The sequence below is a fragment of the Streptomyces sp. NPDC051563 genome (genome assembly GCF_044454225.1).
GTDB lineage: Bacteria > Actinomycetota > Actinomycetes > Streptomycetales > Streptomycetaceae > Streptomyces.
Map to the genome: position 1 here is coordinate 39267 of NZ_JBITDL010000009.1, position 17113 is coordinate 56379.

The window sequence follows — 17113 nt, forward strand, 5'->3', positions numbered from 1 at the left end:
GGGCCGCAATCCATCCCGTCGCCCCGCACGAGCACTGCCCGGGTGCGACGAGCGAGCGATCGGTGGCGGACCGGGTTGGGCACGCCGATCGGGCGCGGGGACGTGACGCCGGGCCCCGCTCGCAGCCTCGGCAGCCCCTCCCGGAGGCTCACTCCCGTAGGCCTGAAAGTGGCTGGCAGTGGCGTAGGCAGGCGGTGATGAGGTGATCGACCTGGGGGTCGGTGAGGGCCGCGTGGAGGGAGAGGCGGACCAGGCTGCGGGTGCGGGGGGTGGCGGGCGGGCAGAACACCGCGCCGTGGACGCCGTCACCTTCGAGAGCGTCACGCAATGCCATGACCTGCCATTCGTCGCCTGCGGTGAGGGCGATGATGTGGCTGCGGGAGCCCTGCAGATCGATACCGGCCGCGCCGAGTTCCTGGCGGACGTGCGCGGCGATGGTGTGCAGGCGTGGGCGGCGCCAGGTGTCCTCGCGGATCAGGGCGAGGGTCTCGGCCAGGCCCGCGAGGTCGTGGGGCAGCAGAGTGGAGCTGAACACGGCCGGGTGGGAGGCCATTTTGAAGTGTCCGGTGAAGTCCTCGTCGCAGGAGGCAATGAAGCCGGCCCGGCCGGCGAAGGCCTTGGAGAGGCTGGCGGTGCGGAAATGGACCTGCCCGGTCAGGCCCAGTTCGGCGGTGGTGCCCTCTCCGAGGGAGCCGCGGGTGCCCAGGCAGTGGGATTCGTCGACGACCAGGACACACTCATGCTCCTGGGCCAGGGCCGCGGTCTCGGCCAGGGGGCAGACGCTGCCGTCGGTGCTGTAGAGGGAGTCGACCAGGATGATCCCCGGCCCGTACTCGGCCAGTCGCCGGGACAGGTGCCGCATGTCGTTGTGGCGGAAGCCGCGCACCACCGCGCCGGCGGCACGGGCGCCCTCCCACAGGGACATGTGGGCCAGCATGTCGATGTAGACCGGGGTGCCGGGGACCGCCAGGGCCTGGAGCAGTCCGGTGTTCGCGGCCCACCCGGACTGGCACAGGATCCCGGCCGGGGCCCCCATGTGCGCGGCGAGCCGGCGTTCCAGACGGAGTTGGGGGTGGTCGCCGTAGAGGAACACCCCGGACATCAGCGCGTCGGTGCCGTGGGTGTGCAGGGCGTCGGTCATGGCCGTGACGATGCGTGGGTGGCGGGCCAGAGCGAGGTAGTCGTTGTGGTCGACGCGGATCGCGCCCGGGCTCGGGGGTCGGCCGTGCAGGGGGTGGCGGCCGTCCCAGTGCCGGCGCACGCGCTCCAGGTGCTGCTCGACGCCCTGGCGAAAGCGTTCGGGAAGACGCGGGGCCGTAATGGTGGTGGCTGTCATGGACGTGGGCCTCTTGCCGGCGGTCGGACGACTTCGATCGGGTGGGAAGCCGTATCAAAGCAGATGGCCGATCGTTTCCTCCCATGTGATCACCATCGGGTGATCTTTGGCCCTGTACAGGCTGATATCGAGGAGAAGCCCTGTGAATGCTGCTACCGGAGTGCTGGACGTCAAGCTCGGCCGCGCTTTCGCCCTGCTCGACGCGGACGCGGACGGCGACCTGCGCGAGGAAGACCTCCTGGCCCTGAGCGACCGCCTGGCCGGCGCGTTCGATTCCAGCGGCGACGCCGTGAAGATCACCCGACTGCGTCAGGCCTTCACCCAGCTGTGGATCCACGACCTGTCCACCATGGACGCCGACCGCGACGGGGTCCTGGACCGGGCGGAGTTCATCGCCGGGATGAAGAAGGCCGTCGCCAACGACCGCGAGGGCATCCTCGAGCGCCTGAACGTGATGGTCGACGCCTGGATGGACATCGCCGACACCGACGGCAACGGCCGTATCGACGAGGCCGAGTTCCACACCATGTACATCAAGTCCCTCGGGGCCTCCCCCGTCGACCTGACCGTTGCCTTCGCCAAGCTCGACACCGACGGCGACGGCCACCTCGACCGCGATGAGATCCGCCGCGCCACCGAGGAGTACTACACCAGCGAAGATCCCCAGGCCCCCGGCAACTGGCTCTTCGGCAACCTCTAACCCCCCGGCCCCCGGCCCCCGGCCCCCGGCGGGGCGGCAGCCCTCCCGACCGGCGCGAGGCGGCCGACGGATCCCCGCCGAAACGGTCCCGTCCTGCGGCCCCGGCCTGCCCCACCACCAGCTGGGGCAGGCCGACCGTGGTCACGGCGAAGGGCCCTGCCACCAGAGGGGTCCATCCACCCGGACGTGCGGGTCCGGGAACCGAGCTCTCCACGAAACCCGGTCTCAGCCGGACAGTGCGGTCGCCTCCCTCGAGGGACTGGTCCGTGGCGAAGGGACCCGCAGGGCTCTCGCCTCCCTGTCCGAGGCCTACGCCGTCCCCGCTGCCGTCGGCGGCCCCGTGTGGGCACTGGCCCGTGCCCTCGCCGTGGGATTCGCCGGCGACGATCACGGGGACCGGGCAGCGGATTCCGAAGAGGCCCTGAACCAGCTCGTCAGCCGCGTCACCCGGCTCGTAGCTGGCCTCGACGTGCCCGAAGCCGTCCGGGTTTCAACCGGCGAGGTTCGGAGGAACCGAACCCCCTTTTCCGGGGGCATACGTCGATGCGGTTGTACGGCGTCGGCGAGGCGCATCGCGAGGGCAGCAGACTGCGCGTCTTCGGTGAGCGCTTCGGAAGACGGCTCGCCGACGGGCAGCCGGGCGGGCCGTCCGACGGATGCTCCTCGAGTTCAGCGGCGAGGGCAGTGGGGCCGGACGATCCGGACCGGACGGCGTCCGCGGTTCCCCCCGGGCTAACCCGTGCGGACGCTCCCGGGCCGAGGCCCGGGAGCCCGCGTTCTCGTCCTCGTCCTCGTCCTCGAAGGCGTCGTACGGTCGGTTCCCTAGGCGACGGCGCCCGCCCCCGCAGCCGTCTCAGTCAGCAGCAGTCCGGCGTCGGCCACCGCCTTCGCCTCACCGCGTAGGCGGAACGTCTCGGTCTCCCCGACAGCTCTGCGCCTCAATGGCACGCGCTCGATGCCGATTCCGTCGGATGGCCTTCCCGGGGCTGTGCTTGGCTACAAGTTGCACGGACCCTCGCGACCGCATGGCACTCCGCCACCGCCCCGGGCCAACTCGCTCGGTTCGCAGCGAAGGACCGGCTGCTGCCGCTGTGGGGCCCGGTCAATCTGGTCAGACCTGGTACTGGCCGATCGTGATGAAGTAGCGCAGTTCCTCAGGTGTGCCGCTGAGAGCCTTATTGGCTGCGGCCCGCAGAGCGTCGCTGATGTCGGGGCGGGCCAGGATGCGGGCGACGGCGACGCGGTCGTCCTCGGCCTGAGCAAGCCGCAGTCCAGCCTGCAGGAAGGCTGTCCGGTCTGCCGGCGTACCGCTGAGCGCCTTGTTGGCCTCACGCTTCACGGCCTTACCCGACGCAGGATCCGCCAGGATCCGGGAGATCGTCACGGCATTGTCCTCGTCCTGGGCCTTCGCATAGCCGGTGGCGAGGAACGCGACCCGGTCGGCCGGCGTACCGCTGAGCGCCTTGTTGGCCTCACGCTTCACAGCCCTACCCGACGCAGGATCCGCCAAGATCCGGGCGATCGCGACGGCGTTGTCCTCGTCCTGGGCCTTCGCGTAGCCGGTAGCGAGGAACGCGACCCGGTCGGCCGGCGTACCGCTGAGCGCCTTGTTGGCCTCACGCTTCACAGCCTTACCCGACGCAGGATCCGCCAAGATCCGGGCGATCGCGACGCCGTTGTCCGCATCGGAGTTGATCACAGCCGACGTGGACGTGGCAGCCGGAGCCGCAGCGAACGCAGGTGTGGCGAGCAGCAGAGCCGGAGTCAGAGCGGTGGCGGCCAGGACGACCGCCGCACGGGTCGTGTTCATGAGTCCCCCTCGTTGGAACCGACCAGTGATCGATTCCCGAATTTACGAAATTCCCCTACGCGCACTCGAGTCGTTTCGCTGATGACCGGAGACCTCGTTCGGCACCGTTCCCTCCGGTTCCCAGGTTCCTCGGCTGCCACAGCGTTCCGCTTCACTGCACCTCCATCTCCCGCAGCTTCAGGAGATGTTGAGGTCGCAGGTCCGCCTGGGCGTCGTGCCGGTACCCGAGATGCAGGTACCGGCGACGCCCCCGCTGCGCAACCGATACGAAACGCATCGTTGCGTGATCATTGTGTGGCCGGAACCTGAGGCTGTCAACACAAGATCTGGCGTTGGGTAAAGTCGGTCCGTGAGTCCCGCCATCCGTAACGAAGAGGCCCGTCAGGCCATCATCGAGGCCGCTTTCGGCCTCTGCGCCGAGCGGGGGTTCGCCGCGGTCACGATCGAGGGGATCGCGGTACGTGCGGGTGTCGGGAAAACGACCATCTACCGGTGGTGGCCCTCCAAGGCCGCCATCCTCATCGAGGCCGTAGAGAACGCCCGGGACACCTCCGCCGGTTTTCCCGACACCGGCGACATCTACGCGGACCTGATCGCGCAGACCGCGAGCGTCATGCGGATGTTCACCACGGAGTTCGGCGCGATCTGGCGCGGACTGATCAGCGCCGCCCAGTCCGACGAGGCCGCGGCCGACGGCGTCGCCCGCATTCTGCGTGTCTCCATCAATGAATGCGTCGCCCGCCTCGCCAAAGCCCGTGACGCCGGACAGATCCGCGCCGACCTCGACCTCGAGCTGGCGGTCGAGCTCATCTACGGGCCGATCTACCACACCTGGCTGCTGCGCACCCGCCCTGTGCCCGAGGGGTTCATGGAAACGGTCCTCACCACACTCCTGCCCGTGCTGAGACCTGCCCCCAGTCAGCGCTGACCTGTAGACAGGTCCTCACCGACGACCCGGAGCAGGGCGAGACGCTCGCGGCCGCGGGGCGCGACCTTCGCGACGGCCACCTTGCTGGAGCGCTCCAGGGCCATGCGCCGCAGGACGTACGGCTTCGCGGAGGCCGGCGCAAACGCCACGATCTCGATCGCCTTCGTGGTCGGCCAGGGAAGACCTCAAGGGCACCCTCCGCCACCAGTAGGCGACCGGACCGGCGAAATGGCCGGCCGCTTGGGGCGGGATCCGGGAGCGGCTCCGGGGTCGGCGGACCTCGTCGGGCGGGATTCCTCAGCGGTCTCGGTTCGCCTTCAGCCTCTTTTGAAGAACTCCACTTCTGCCAGCGCCAGGTGGCGTTCCGGGGACAGGTCCACGGGTGAGCGCAGCGTCAGGCGGATTGTCCTGACTTCGCTGATCCCGGTCTGGATCGTGTGCGGGCCCGGTTTGTCGCTGAGGGTGAATTCCTTGGTGCGGTGGGTGCCGTCCGTCGTCGTCACCTCCAGGTCCACCTGGAGCGCGCGTGCTTGGCGGGCGTACGCCTCCGGGGTCGTGGACGCGCCGTTGGTGATGATCAGGTCGACCAGCCGGAACGGCTTGCGGAAGGTGTACGTCACCGAGGCGCCCGGCTCGGGGGCCGCCCAGTACTTGTTGTTCAAGCCGTCCGTGGTGTTGGTCGCGGGGTGCCCGGGGAGCTCGCCGCTCGCCTCGACCCGTACGGGGGTGATGGGCGTGGCCTTACCCAGCTTGTCCCGGACGTCCTCGATCAGCACGCGTCCCGCCGGCAGCATGAGAAACCCGGCGGCGCACAGCGCGAGCACGACCGCGAGGATCACGGCGAAGCGCACCCCCCGGCCCGAACCCGCCCGCGCCCGGCGCCGGAACGGCCACACCGTCCGCCACCACGGCAGCGGCGCGGCCTTCGGTGCCGGACGCAGCTTCGCGGCGCAGCGCCGGCAGAACTTCCGCTCCGGCCGGTTGGGTGTCCCGCACACCGGGCAGGGCTGCCCGCTCCCCTCGTCCTGCACCGCCGCGTGCCGTACGACCGGACGGGGCGCGACGGCCTTCGCCGGGAGCACGGGCAGGACCGGGTCGTGGACCGGCGTGGCGGGGGCGCTCGGCGGGCGGGCGGCCGGGACGGGTGCCGGGTCAGGTGCGGGCGCCGGGTCGGCGGGGCGTACGGGGTCCCCGGTGCCGGTCGGCGGGGTGTCCGAGGGCCGGGCGGTCCGGGGCCGGGGGAACCGCGTCCGGGCCGCCCCGGTGAGGGACCCCCGGGTCCGGGCCACCACCGTGTCCGGGGCCGGTGCATTCGGTGCCGGTGCATCCGGGGCCGGGCCGGCCGACTGCGGAGTGGCGTGCTCCTCGTCGTCTCCGCGTGCGGGGTGTGCGCCGTTCGGGGCTTCGTCGCCCGGGGCGCCGGAGGGGGCGTCGGGGGCGGTCACGGGCGCTGCCCCGTTCTCGTCCGGGCCCGTGTCGCCCCCCGGTCCGGCGGTGCTCACCGGTGGCACGGCCGTACGCTCCGGAGATCCGGCGGGCGGCGGCGGAGCGGCAGGTGTGCCGGGGCTCGTGGGCTCGTCCGACCAGCCCAGATAGGCACCGCAGTTGCCGCAGAAGTCGTCGGCGGGGTCGTTGGCGGCCCCGCACGAGGGACACGCGCGCATGGTCAGCTCCCTTCCTCTGCGGGCGGGCCGGTGACGACCTCCACCCGGAACGCGATGTGCACCGGGCACATAGCGCGGACGATCTCGTGGACCCGGTCGGCGTCCACCCGTCCGGGCCGCGTCCCGTCGGGGACGATGCGGACGAGCAGTTCGGCGGCGGGCTCCGGCGGCAGGTCGCAGCCCGCGGAGTCCGACCAGACCGCACCGCCGTCGCCGACGATCTCGGTACGCACGTCCAGCGCGAGGTGCAGTGCCTCGGCCAGGCCCCGTTTCGTGCCGCGCCAGCGGTGCAGTTGCACAGCGCGGGCGACCGTCTCCCGGCGCCGCTCCAGGGGCCGGCGCGGATCGTCGGCGGCGGCCACCCAGGACGCCAGCCACACCAGGAAGTCCGGCGGCGCCAGGCGGGGATCGAAGTAGGCGGGCAGGTTGTCGAGGGTGGAGAAGACCGGGGCGAGGACCGTGTCGAGGCCGGCGGTGAGGCGTTGCGCAAGGTGGTCGTCGGCGTAGAGCGCGGGCAGTTGCTCCCCGATGGGGTGCCTGCTGGGCAGCCCGGGTATCGCCGCGCGGCTCATCGTCCCTCCGGTCCGCCGGCGGACACGACCACCTGGTGCCGGTAGGAGAAGACGAGGGCGCCGGGGCCGATGTCGATGCGGTCCACGGGGGCGCCGCGCCGGCCGGTGACCGGGTCGGCCGGGAACAGGCGGATCTCCTCGACCAGCGCGTTGCCCGCGGCGCGTTGCAGGACGCCGAAGACCTCGCCGTACTGGACGGGCCGGCCGAACGGCCATCCGGTGCCGTCCGGACCGCCGGTCAGCGGGTTGAAGTGGCGGAACAGGGCGTCCAGGGCCGCCGTGCGGACCGCGTCCACCTCGCCGGGGGCGGCGACGAGGCGGGCGACCACGGTGAAGCCCTGGTACACCGGCGGTTCCACCACGAGGCGGGTGCCGATGAGGCGGCGTTCGTCGAGGCTCGCGGTGATCTTCGAGAGCATCTGCTCGCCGGGGATCAGCTGCTCGAAGCGGAGCCGGTCGTCACCCTCGTCGGCGACGGCGTCCGGCACCACCAGGACCCGTACCGCGCCCGGCGTGTCCGCGGCCGGCAGGCAGCGCACCCGGCGCACCGAGGGCGCGGCCTGACGGCTGATTATCTCGTAGTCCTCGGCGGTCACCGCGCGGTCCTGCATGCGCAGCGCCTCGGGTGCGCGCAGCCGGGCGTTGTGGACGCTCTCCCCCGCGACTCCGCCGCGCGCCGCCTCCCGGTTGGTGACCCGGGCCACGTACGGAACGGAGCTGAGCAGGACGGAGATCGCGCCGCGGGCGACGTTGCCCGCGGTGCCGCCGCCGGTGCGGTAGCGGGCGACGCGGATCCGCGCGCCCTTGGGGGGTACCGCGCCGCACTGCCGCAGGGTCCCGTCCGGTTCCCGCAGTGCCGGGGGGAAGGTGAACTCGCCGTCGGTGGCGTCCACCCGGACGTGCCGGTCGGTGGGGAGGGAGCGGCCGAAGTGCTCGACCACCTCCCAGCGCTGCCAGCCCTCCTCGGAGGACACCTCGACCAAGGGCGGCCCGGCGTCGAGCAGGACCGGCGGCCGGCCGAGCCGGAAGGTCTGCCCCGCGACGCCCTCCGAGACACCGAGCGGTACGTCGGTAACCGTCTCGGCGTGCTCGGCGGGCATGGTGCCGCCGACGGTGAAGACGGCCGCCTCGCGGACCGTCGGGGACTCCGAGTAGAACGGCTGGCCCTCTTCCGCCTCGGTGACCCGGCAGCGCAGCCACCCGGCCCGGGTCCCGCCGATCACGGACGCCACGTGGCCGGCGGGTACGTGGACGACGACCTCTCCGGGCCGGTTGAGGCCGCCGGTGGTGTCGTCGCCGGTCTCGCAGACCTGCCAGCCGCCGCCGTTCCACGCCTCCCACACGAGCGGGGGCTGGCGCGGGTCGACGCCGACGCCCTCGACGCGGCTGTCGAGGCGTACGGCGACGATGCAGCGCGGCACCGCCGTGGGCATCCCGAACAGCAGCGCGTCGCCGGGTTCCGGGGTGGCCTGGAAGCAGGTGACGTCGAGTCCCTCGGCGAGCATGCCGGTCCGGTCGTGCTGCTCGCCGGTCCGGGAGGCGGTCACCAGGCGCGTCAGCTCGCTCGGCAGGATGCGCAGTTCCCCGGTGGTGGCGAACACCACGGCCTCGTAGGCCTCGCCGCCCGCGGTGGTCACCTCGGTGCCGGGCGGCAGGGTGACGGTGTCGGCCTGTGGGGCGGACAGCCAGAAGTCGACGTCGGCGGCGGCCGCGGTCGGCGGGAACAGCCGGATGCCGAGGAGGTCGAGGAAGGCGTGGTAGTTCTTGTCCGGGACCCGGTTGAGCCGGTAGAGCACTTGGTCGACGAGATAGGCGAACGTCTCGATCAGGGTGACGCCCGGGTCGGAGACGTTGTGGTCGGTCCACTCCGGGGCGCGCTGCTGCACGTACCGCTTCGCCTCGTCGACGAGCTGCTGGAACCGGCGGTCGTCCAGGTTCGGGGAGGGCAGGGCCATCAGTCGGCGACCGTTTCCTCGGCCCCCTCCTCGGAGGGGATCGTGTAGAAGGGGAAGACCAGGTTGCGCCGGTCGTTGGTGGAACGCAGGGTGTAGTGCACGTCGATGTAGAGGGTGCCGTCCTCGACCGCGTCGAAGGCGACGGCCACGTCGTCCACGGTGATCCGCGGCTCCCACCGCTCCAGGGCCTCCCGCACCTGCTGCGCGACGCGGCCGGCGGTGGCGCCGTCGCCGGGGGCGAAGACGTAGTCGTGGATGCCGCAGCCGAACTCGGGGCGCATGGGGCGCTCGCCGGGCGCGGTGCCGAGCACCAGACGGATCGCCTCCTCGATCTCCCGCTCCCGTTCTACGAGGGCGATGCCCCCGGTCGGTCCGACGCGCAGGGGGAATCCCCAGCCCCGGCCGATGAACCGCTCGCTCATCGCCCGCCTCCCGTCGGGGTGTCCGTCACACGGTCCATCAGACGCCCCCGATCAGCACGTTGAGCGCCCCGGTGAGGATCGTCGCGCCGCACGCCGTCTTGTCGCGGGCGCGTGCGGCCGGGAGCCCTCCGATGAGGACCTGCCCGGAGACGAGTCCGGCCGGGTTGGGCAGGATCACGTTGGCGGGTCCGGTGGCGGCGTGCGGGGGCACCACGCAGGTGTGCAGGCTGCCGACGACCGCGGCGGGGCGGCCGCCGATTAGTACGGTCGCCACCTTCCTCGCGACGGCGGGCGGCGGGGTGGCGACGACCCCGCCGTGGTCGGTGGGGTCGCCGGTACGGGCCGCGGCGGGCATGGGGAGCTCCTTTCACGAGCTTTCCGGTAGGGGTGGGGGGTCAGTTGAGGGTCAGTTGATCCGGATGAGCTTGGCCTTGAGGGTGGCGAGCAGGCCGCCGTCGACGGTGACGCCCGAGGCGCCGGTGACGTCCACCGTGCGGCCGCCGATCTTCACGCCGACCCGGCCGTTGATGTCCACGTTGCGGCCCGACACGCTCACGTTCCCGCGTCCCGCGTCCACGGTGATGCCCCGCTTGTCCATGACGAAGGAGCTGAGCACCTGCCGGCTCTTTCCCGCGTACACCGTCATCTCGATGCGGTCCCGCCGGTTGTCGAGGAAGACTTCGAGGCGTTCGTCGGCAGACATCAGCCGCACTCCGGAGCGGCCCGGCGCCCGTGCGTCGAGCAACTCCACCCGGTGGCCCGAACGGGACACGAGGGAACGGCGGTTGACCTTGCCGGTGGTCTTGTCGATCAGGGGCACGTCGTGCGGCGAGGGCTTGTCCACGCCGTTGTAGAGCCCGCCGATGACGTACGGGCTGTCGAGGAGTCCCTGTTCGAAGCCGACGAGGACCTCGTCGTTGACCTCGGGGCTCATCACGCCGCCGCCCCCCTTGCCGCCCCACTGGACCGTGCGCACCCAGTCGGTGACGTAGGTGTCGTCCAGCCAGGGCAACCTCAGCCGCACCGAGCCGCTCTCGGCGCCGCCCGGCTCGCGCACGTCCGTCACCACGCCGATCGCGAGGCCCGGCATGCGCGGCCCGCGGGACGGCGCGTTGGCACCGGTGACCAGGCCGGTCAGGGAGCGGTCGGGGCTGGCGCTCACCCAGACGGTCGTGCGGTAGCCGCCGTGCGGTTCGAGGACGTGCTGCACCGCCGTCGCCGTGTACTTGCCGGAGAACGCCCCTCCGACGTTGCCGAGCGCCACGGGCTTGCCCGCGCGCAGCATCGGGTTGCCCTCGACCAGCGCCTCCAGCTCGGCGAACCCGGCGCTGACCTGCCCGGCGACGGCGTCCGCGACGGCCGTCGTCTCGGCCTGGGTGCGGTACGGGGTGTCGGTGACGGTGAGCTTCGACGCCTTGCCGAACCGGGCGGCGAACGCCGGGCTCAGCCCCGGTACGACGGTGTCGCTGTCGACCGAGGGCTTCCGGGCGATCAGGGGCCGCTTGGTGGTGACGTCCCAGCCGCGCACCTCCACCTGCTGCGCCCCGTCGGCCGCGGACAGGGAGGCCCGCAGCGCCAGCAGGTTGCGCCCGTACTCCAGGACCAGCGGGTCGCGGGCGGCCGAGGTGGACGGCGAGGGCGCCCCGGAGGCCTTGCGCGGCTTGGTGAACTGCAGCAGACCCTTGTCGTCGACGCGCACCTGCGCACCGCTCTCGGCGGCCAGGAACTGCAGGAAGTCCCAGTCGGAGACGTTGGCCTGGGACAGCTGCTTGTAGGTGACGGGCGCGGCCTCGACGGTGCCGCAGGCCAGTCCAGCGCCGGCGGCCACCTTCCGGACGATCGCCGCCGCCGTCATGTTCCGGTACGCCGCCACCTTCCGGCCGCGCTGGAGCCGGTGCGCCTTGGAGTAGGCGCGCACCACGGTGAACGATCCGGTGCCGTCCCGGTCCGCCTCCAGGGCCGTCACCTCGCCGTCGAACAGCCGCTCGCGGGCCTGCCCGGTCACGGTGACCACGGAGACCCTCAGCGGGGTGCCGATGGTGATGCCGGTCTTGCGCAGGAACTCGTGGTCGGGGTCGCGGAAGGTGAGCACCGCCGCGTCCGGCAGCCCCACGTTCTCGTCGATCACACAGCTCACCAGCTGGGCCGCCCACACCGGGGGCAGTTCGCCGGGCGTCTCCACGATCGGGTCCGCCGCGAACGAGCGGCCGTCCCGTGCCCCGCCCGTCACCGCTCCTCCCCGGCGCCCGCGTCGCTCAGGGCCGGCACGACCAGTTCGGTGCCGGGCACGAGCGCCATCGGGTCGTCGATGCCGTTGGCCTCGGCTATGGCCCGCCAGGCCGTCGCGTCGCCGTACTCCCGCCAGGCCAGCAGGGCCAGGCTGTCGCCGGCCACGACGACGTGCGTGCTGCGTCCGGTGCGCGAGCCGGATGTCGGGTTCTGCCCGGCGGGGCCGACGCTCGCCTCCTCGATGGAGAGCCGGCAGGTGGCCCGCAGCGGTTTGCCGTCCACGTCGAACAGCGTGTACGACACGGACAGGTTGGAGAGGACGCCGTCGAACGACGTGGTGCGCGCGCTGCCCCACTCGAACCGCACCCAGGGGCTGGCGGGCTTCTTGCGGCCCAGGCTGGCCTTGGTCGGCACGCATGCCTTCATCAGCTTCTCCACCGCCTGTTCCACGGAGTTGTCGTGGGTGGCGGTGGCGTCCAGGAACACTTCGAGGCTGAGCTCTCGCGGACCGCTGCCGACGAATTCGGGGAGGGAGGATTCCTCCGCCATCCGGGACGGGGAGCGCCGCCATTCGGTGGTCTTGCGCAGTTCCAGGGTGGAGGGGTTGAACTGGAGGTCCAGCCGTGCGAGCGTCCCGCCGGGCTTGGCGCCCACGGAGGCCGGGGGCTCCTTCAGTGTGAGCTGGGCCCTGGCCCGACTGGCGCGGGACGCTGGGGGCATGTCGGGGGTTCCTTTCCGGGAGCGGACGGATGTGACGGGCGGGTAAGAGGTGGTGAGGGGGCGTCAGGAGGCCCGGAGGCCCTCGTGGGCGATCTCCAGGGACTCCACTGCCGCCTGCGAGCTGCTGGGGTCGAAGGACGGACCCTGCCAGCGCACCGGGACGATCCCGAACACCTGCCAGCTGATGATCCGGGTCAGGTCCGGCCGGAGGGCCACGATCTCGCCGTCCTTGGGCTCCACGCGCTTCAGCGTTTCGTCGAGCCAGCGGGCGATCTTCGCCGTGTCGGCGGTGACCGGCCGGGTCAGCGTGATGTTCGACCAGGTCACCCGGCCGGGAAGCTGCCAGGTGAAGCCGTTGTTGCCGCCCTCCGCGTAACTCTCCATCTCGACTTCGGCGCCCATGCCGGAGCAGGTGTTGAAGGCGCCCAGGTCGTTGCCGCCGATCGCGAGCCGGAAGAACACGCTGCTCGCGAAGATGTTGTCCGTCATCGGTCCGTCATCCGTTCCGCGCCGTGCGTTCAGCGGCGTCCGTCGTAGGGGCGACCCGTGCGTTCCCGGCCGCGCCGCAGTTCGGTGCGCAGCAGGCGGGCCATCGGGTCGAGCAGTCGGCGCGCGAGGTCGTCCAGGTCGAGGCCGGCGTCCTGCGCCGGGTCGGTGCCGCGGCCGGTGTTCCGGCCGGTATTCCGGCCGGTGGCGGCCGATGCCGGGGACGAGCCCCGCTTCCCGTGCGCGGGAACCTCCTTCGCCGGTGCGGCCGCGGCCGGCGTGGCCGACGGGCTGGTCGCCCCGTCCGACGGGGCACGCTGGATCCGGGAAGCCGCGCCGCCGCTCGCCGCGGGGGCGGCCGACGGCGCGGCCCGGGGCCGCACCACGGGAACGGCGGTGCCGGGCGCGGGCGACAGCGGCGCCGGCGGGCCGTCCGCCACGGGGGGTGCCTGCGACGGCGCGACCGGCAGGGCCCGTGCCGGGGAACCCGTCGGCGTGGCGGGCGCGCCCGTGCCCGGCGGGGCGGGCCTGACGACGGGCACCCTCCCGACGGGAGCCGGGACGTATGGCACCGCCCCACCGTCACCGGGCGGCGGCCCGTACGCCGTGGCAGCCGGCCGGACGGGGGCCGCCGTGTCCCGCGGTGTGGACGGCGGCGGTGCGGCGGATCCGGAGGTACCGGGTGCGCGGGACGCGCCGGACGCGCCGGGTGCCGGTGCGCTCCGGAACGGTGGAACGGGTGCGGATGCGGATGCGGATGCGGCCCGCTGTACGGGCGTACGGGTGTCCTCTGCCGTGCTCCAGCGCGCCGGCACCACCGGAGGGCCGCTCACGGGGCGGGGTGCGGCGGACAGCGCCGGGCCGTCCGGAGCCCGGGTGCTGAGGGTGAGCGGGCGGGCGGACAGCAGCGCGAGGGTGCGGCGGCCCACCGGCCCGGACGCGGTCCCGGCGCGCCGGGCGGGCGCGGCCGAGGCCCGCGAGTCCGCGCCGGACGGGGCCGCCGCGGGGCGGGTAGCGGAGGCCCCGGACGCGGGAGCGGTGGGGCGTCGGCCGGATCCGGGCGCAGGCACGGCGGTGGCCCGGACGGGTCCGGACGGGCCGTTGGCCGCCTTCGGCGTGGCCGTTCCCCGTCGGTCGCCGCCGGGACCCGGTGCCGCGGCCGGGGTGCCCGCACCCGGTCCGGACACCGCGCGAGCCACGACGACCGGGGCAGGAGCGGTGGCGCCCGCGGGCCGCGGCGCTCCGACAGGGCCGGGACCGGCGGGAGCCCTGTCGGGCTGCACGAGGTCACGACGGGCAGAAGCCTGCGGCGTGGCTTCCGCGGACGGTGACAGGTACGGGGACGGGGACGGCGACGGCGACACCGGCGGCATGGCGGGGCCCGCTGCGGGGACGGCGGAAGTACCGCCCGAGGGGCGGTCCGTGGAGCCGCCGCCCCGGGACACCGGGTGATGCGTGATCCGGCGCTGGACGTCGGCGGCCCCGAGCACGGGGGCATGGGGCGCGGCGGCCCCCGCGGCGGTTGGAGCGGTCGGACCGCTGCCGGAGGGTGTGGGCCCTCCCGCGGCGGGTGAGGGCGGGGCCGGGGTGCGCCGGACACCGGGTCCGGGTGCCGGACCCCCGGGCGGGGCGCCGGGCGGGCGCGCGCTGGGAGGCATCGCGGACAGGGGCGCGCCCAGGCCGCCGCGCGCCCGTGCCACGGAGCGGTGGGGGGACACCGGGTCCGGGCTCGGCGCGGGGACGCCGGTCGCGCTACGGGACGTGTCCTCGGCCGGCCGCTGGACGACGGGGAGGCCCGGGCCGGGGGGTGCGTTCCCGGCCGACGGGACCGCTGACGGGGGAAGTTCGGTCAAGGGAGGACCCAGGGCCGTCCGGGTGGCGGCGCGCCGGACGTCGGGGCCCGGCACGGTCCGGTCGGGGCTCTCGGCCCCGGTCGTGGAGGAACGGGACGGTTCCGCGGGCTCGGGGGCGTCGGCGACCGCCGCCGCGGCCTGGAGCGGGACCACCGGCGCGGCGGGACGGAGCGCGGGCACCGGGCGCGCTCCCCCCGGCACGCGGCGGGCGTCCGTCAGGCGGGGCCCGACCGGACGGGACCGCACGACGGGACGGGAGGACGACTCCTGGCGGCCGCCGCTCGGTACGTCCCGTGTCCCGTCCGCCGGGGCGCCCGGCTGCGCCGTACCCTTCTGCGGCGCGGTCCTCCCCACCGTGCCCGTCACGGCTCCGCGCGGGGGCGTGTCCCGCGCCACCGCGCCCGCGGCGACCACCACGATCCGCCGGACGAGCGGGATCGGCGCCGCGACCGGCGACCGGCCGGCGCCGGAGGCGGCCCGCTGGGCGGCGGGCGTCGGCGTGGAGAGCACCTCCGGGGACGTCATGGTGGGAAGGTCGCGGCTCGGCGGACGACCGCCCGGACCCGGCCGCTCCGAGGCGTCGCCGGTACCGTTCGCGCCGCCGGGCGGCGAAGGGGCCGCCGGGCCGGACGGCCGGACGGCCGAAGCCTCCGGAGTCGTCGGGGTCCCCGGACTCGTCAAAGCCCTCGGGGTCTCCAGGGTCTTCGCAGCATGCGGGACCTTCGGGGTCTTCGGGGCCTTCGGCGCCTTCCGGGACGTCGGGGCCTTCCGGGACGTCGAAGCCGCGTTGGAGGCCTTCGGATCCCCCACAGGCGTGTTCCGGGCCTTCGGGGCCCGGGCGGTCTGCGACCCCCCGGGCGCGGACGGTGCCGCCGGGCTGGAGGCGTCCGCCGCCGCCCCGGCTCCCTCCGCGCGCACCGCCCGCAGCAGCAGCGGTCCCCCGCCGGACTCGGTGACGTGGGGCGCGGCCGGGCGGGTCATCCCGTGGACCAGGCCGGTGGGAGCCGTGGGCAGCAGGGCGTGGCCCATGCCTCCGTCGAAGGAAGGGTTCTGCCAGGCGGCGAGGCCAGCGCGGAAGGCGAGGCCGTCGCTCACACCCAGGGGCCCGCCGGAGAGGGTGAGGGACTGTGGTTCGGTGCGGCGCCAGCCGCCGTCCCAGTCACCGGGCAGGACGGAAGGGGCCGGCGCGCCGGCGCCGGGCACGGCGGAGCCGTCGGACCCGCTCGGCCCGGCGGAACCACCGGACGCTTGCGCGCCCAGGCCCGCCCGGTCGGTCGTCCCGGCGCGGCGGCGCACTCTGTCCCGCCATGCCATGTGCTCAACTACTTTCGTTCATACGGGTGTTGATACGGGCTATCTCGGCCACCCACAGCTGCCGCTCGCCGTGGGTGAGGTCGAGGACCTCCTCCCGCTGCCAGTGGAAGTGGTAGGCGATGTACGCGATCTCCTCCCGGAGGCGAGGAAGGGCGTACGTCACGATTCCCCCAGGCGCCCACCCGAGAGGTCGACCTCGAAGCCGCCTTCGCAGTGCGGGCAGGTCACGGCGGCGCGGGTGTGCCCCTCGCTGTTGACGCGGCGGTAGAAGTCCTGGAGGAAGGCCACGTCGGTGGCGTACATCCGCTCGACGATCCCGGCGTGCACATCGGTGATGTTGCCGAGCCGGGTGATCACCTGGCTCAGCAGGACCACGCTCAGGTAGGCCGGGTTCTCCTTGACCCGCAGGTCGATCTGGGGCCGCAGTTCGTCGCGGGCGGTGGCCAGCCGCATGGAGCCGTGGCGGTGCACGGTTCCCGCCTCGTCCACGTAGCCGCGCGGCAGCTCGAACTCGAACTCCGTGCGCAGCCCGCCGCCCTCCCGGTGTCGCGGGGGCGGCGGGGCCGAGGCCGGGGGCGCGGCTTGCTGGTCCGGCGCCCGGTCGGGCGTCGTGATCTGGAGGATCTCCTCCAGGTTGCCCGCCGTGACGGTTCGGCGCCTCATTCGACGACGATCTCCTCGAACACGATCGTGACGGACTCGGTGGCCGGGGAGGACTCGCCCGCCTTCAGCGACGGGCCCTCCCACTTGGACGCCCAGCCCTGCATGAGCTGGATGCGGCGCACCGTGTTGCCCTCGGTGTCCTTGATCTCGATGGTCAGGTTCTGCCGAGCGGAGTTCACGGCCCCGTTGTTCAGGGTCTCCTTGATCCACTTGGTGAACTCGCTGCTCTGGTCGAGCCCGCGGGTGATCGTGATCTCGCCGGCCTGCCGGGCGCCCGGCTGCTTGCGGATGATCTGTTTGCCCTCGGCGGTGACCTGCTTGACCTCTACGACGTCCTCTTCGACGGTGAAGCCGCTGATCTCCTGGATGGACTCGACGAGGTATCCGCCGAGCTGCACGCCGAAGACGTGGGTGGAAAGAGCATCGCCCGTTGCCATGACTGTCTGTCAACCTTTCCTTGC

The 17113-nt window shown here is 73.3% G+C and carries 17 protein-coding genes and 1 pseudogene; 3 read left to right on the forward strand and 15 right to left on the reverse strand.

Annotation, left to right across the window (positions count from 1 at the left end):
* Positions 1–148: 148 nt before the first annotated feature.
* Entirely contained in the window at positions 149–1336 is a 1188-nt protein-coding gene (gene cqsA / locus ACIA8F_RS12830) for an alpha-hydroxyketone-type quorum-sensing autoinducer synthase (protein ID WP_399378339.1), read from the reverse strand.
* 142 nt (positions 1337–1478) lie between these two features.
* On the opposite strand from cqsA, the gene ACIA8F_RS12835 reads away from it, so the two are divergent.
* Positions 1479–2036, forward strand: coding sequence for an EF-hand domain-containing protein (locus ACIA8F_RS12835; RefSeq protein ID WP_399378340.1), 558 nt, complete (start codon positions 1479–1481; stop codon positions 2034–2036).
* 1111 nt (positions 2037–3147) lie between these two features.
* On the opposite strand, the gene ACIA8F_RS12840 is transcribed toward ACIA8F_RS12835, so the two are convergent.
* A complete protein-coding gene (locus tag ACIA8F_RS12840) occupies positions 3148–3846 on the reverse strand; it encodes an ALF repeat-containing protein (RefSeq protein WP_399378341.1) in 699 nt (232 codons plus the stop codon).
* Positions 3847–4195: 349 nt separating this feature from the next.
* Between ACIA8F_RS12840 and ACIA8F_RS12845 the strand changes: the two genes are divergently transcribed.
* Positions 4196–4774, forward strand: coding sequence for a TetR/AcrR family transcriptional regulator (locus tag ACIA8F_RS12845; RefSeq protein WP_399378342.1), 579 nt, complete (start codon positions 4196–4198; stop codon positions 4772–4774).
* Between the two features lie 8 nt (positions 4775–4782).
* Here the strand turns inward: ACIA8F_RS12845 and ACIA8F_RS12850 are convergent.
* From ACIA8F_RS12850 to ACIA8F_RS12895, 10 genes and pseudogenes are all read right to left on the reverse strand, one after another.
* Positions 4783–4956, reverse strand: a pseudogene (locus tag ACIA8F_RS12850) (Ku protein); the annotation flags it as partial.
* A 135-nt stretch (positions 4957–5091) separates the two neighbouring features.
* On the reverse strand, positions 5092–6438 hold the full coding sequence (locus tag ACIA8F_RS12855; protein ID WP_399378343.1) for an NADase-type glycan-binding domain-containing protein: 1347 nt from the start codon (positions 6436–6438) through the stop codon (positions 5092–5094).
* Positions 6439–6440: 2 nt separating this feature from the next.
* Positions 6441–7010 (reverse strand): phage tail protein, encoded by a 570-nt coding sequence (locus tag ACIA8F_RS12860; protein WP_399378344.1) that lies wholly within the window; start codon positions 7008–7010, stop codon positions 6441–6443.
* On the reverse strand, positions 7007–8965 hold the full coding sequence (locus ACIA8F_RS12865; protein ID WP_399378345.1) for a putative baseplate assembly protein: 1959 nt from the start codon (positions 8963–8965) through the stop codon (positions 7007–7009). Before ACIA8F_RS12865 ends, ACIA8F_RS12860 begins: the two co-directional genes overlap by 4 nt.
* Positions 8965–9387: a GPW/gp25 family protein gene (locus tag ACIA8F_RS12870; protein ID WP_399378346.1), complete on the reverse strand. Its 423-nt coding sequence runs from the start codon at positions 9385–9387 to the stop codon at positions 8965–8967. The genes ACIA8F_RS12865 and ACIA8F_RS12870 overlap by 1 nt, the downstream gene beginning before the upstream one ends.
* Positions 9388–9424: 37 nt before the next feature.
* On the reverse strand, positions 9425–9742 hold the full coding sequence (locus tag ACIA8F_RS12875; RefSeq protein WP_399378347.1) for a PAAR domain-containing protein: 318 nt from the start codon (positions 9740–9742) through the stop codon (positions 9425–9427).
* A 51-nt stretch (positions 9743–9793) separates the two neighbouring features.
* A complete protein-coding gene (locus tag ACIA8F_RS12880) occupies positions 9794–11617 on the reverse strand; it encodes a VgrG-related protein (protein ID WP_399378348.1) in 1824 nt (607 codons plus the stop codon).
* Entirely contained in the window at positions 11614–12336 is a 723-nt protein-coding gene (locus tag ACIA8F_RS12885; RefSeq protein WP_399378349.1) for a LysM peptidoglycan-binding domain-containing protein, read from the reverse strand. Before ACIA8F_RS12885 ends, ACIA8F_RS12880 begins: the two co-directional genes overlap by 4 nt.
* A gap of 63 nt (positions 12337–12399) precedes the next feature.
* Positions 12400–12825 carry a phage tail protein gene (locus tag ACIA8F_RS12890; protein WP_399378350.1) on the reverse strand — a complete coding sequence of 142 codons (426 nt, stop codon included), beginning with the start codon at positions 12823–12825 and terminating at the stop codon, positions 12400–12402.
* A gap of 29 nt (positions 12826–12854) precedes the next feature.
* Positions 12855–13262: a hypothetical protein gene (locus ACIA8F_RS12895; RefSeq protein ID WP_399378351.1), complete on the reverse strand. Its 408-nt coding sequence runs from the start codon at positions 13260–13262 to the stop codon at positions 12855–12857.
* An 871-nt stretch (positions 13263–14133) separates the two neighbouring features.
* On the opposite strand from ACIA8F_RS12895, the gene ACIA8F_RS12900 reads away from it, so the two are divergent.
* Positions 14134–14274, forward strand: coding sequence for a hypothetical protein (locus ACIA8F_RS12900; protein ID WP_399378352.1), 141 nt, complete (start codon positions 14134–14136; stop codon positions 14272–14274).
* 1719 nt (positions 14275–15993) lie between these two features.
* Here the strand turns inward: ACIA8F_RS12900 and ACIA8F_RS12905 are convergent.
* From ACIA8F_RS12905 to ACIA8F_RS12915, 3 genes are read right to left on the reverse strand one after another with little or no spacing between them, the layout of a single operon-like run.
* Positions 15994–16152: a DUF6760 family protein gene (locus ACIA8F_RS12905; RefSeq protein ID WP_399378353.1), complete on the reverse strand. Its 159-nt coding sequence runs from the start codon at positions 16150–16152 to the stop codon at positions 15994–15996.
* Complete coding sequence (locus tag ACIA8F_RS12910; RefSeq protein ID WP_399378354.1) at positions 16149–16652, reverse strand: hypothetical protein; 504 nt, start codon at positions 16650–16652, stop codon at positions 16149–16151. The genes ACIA8F_RS12905 and ACIA8F_RS12910 overlap by 4 nt, the downstream gene beginning before the upstream one ends.
* The gene (locus ACIA8F_RS12915; RefSeq protein ID WP_121833625.1) at positions 16649–17089 is read right to left on the reverse strand and encodes a phage tail protein; all 441 of its coding nucleotides are present in this window, start codon (positions 17087–17089) and stop codon (positions 16649–16651) included. Before ACIA8F_RS12915 ends, ACIA8F_RS12910 begins: the two co-directional genes overlap by 4 nt.
* Positions 17090–17113: the final 24 nt, after the last annotated feature.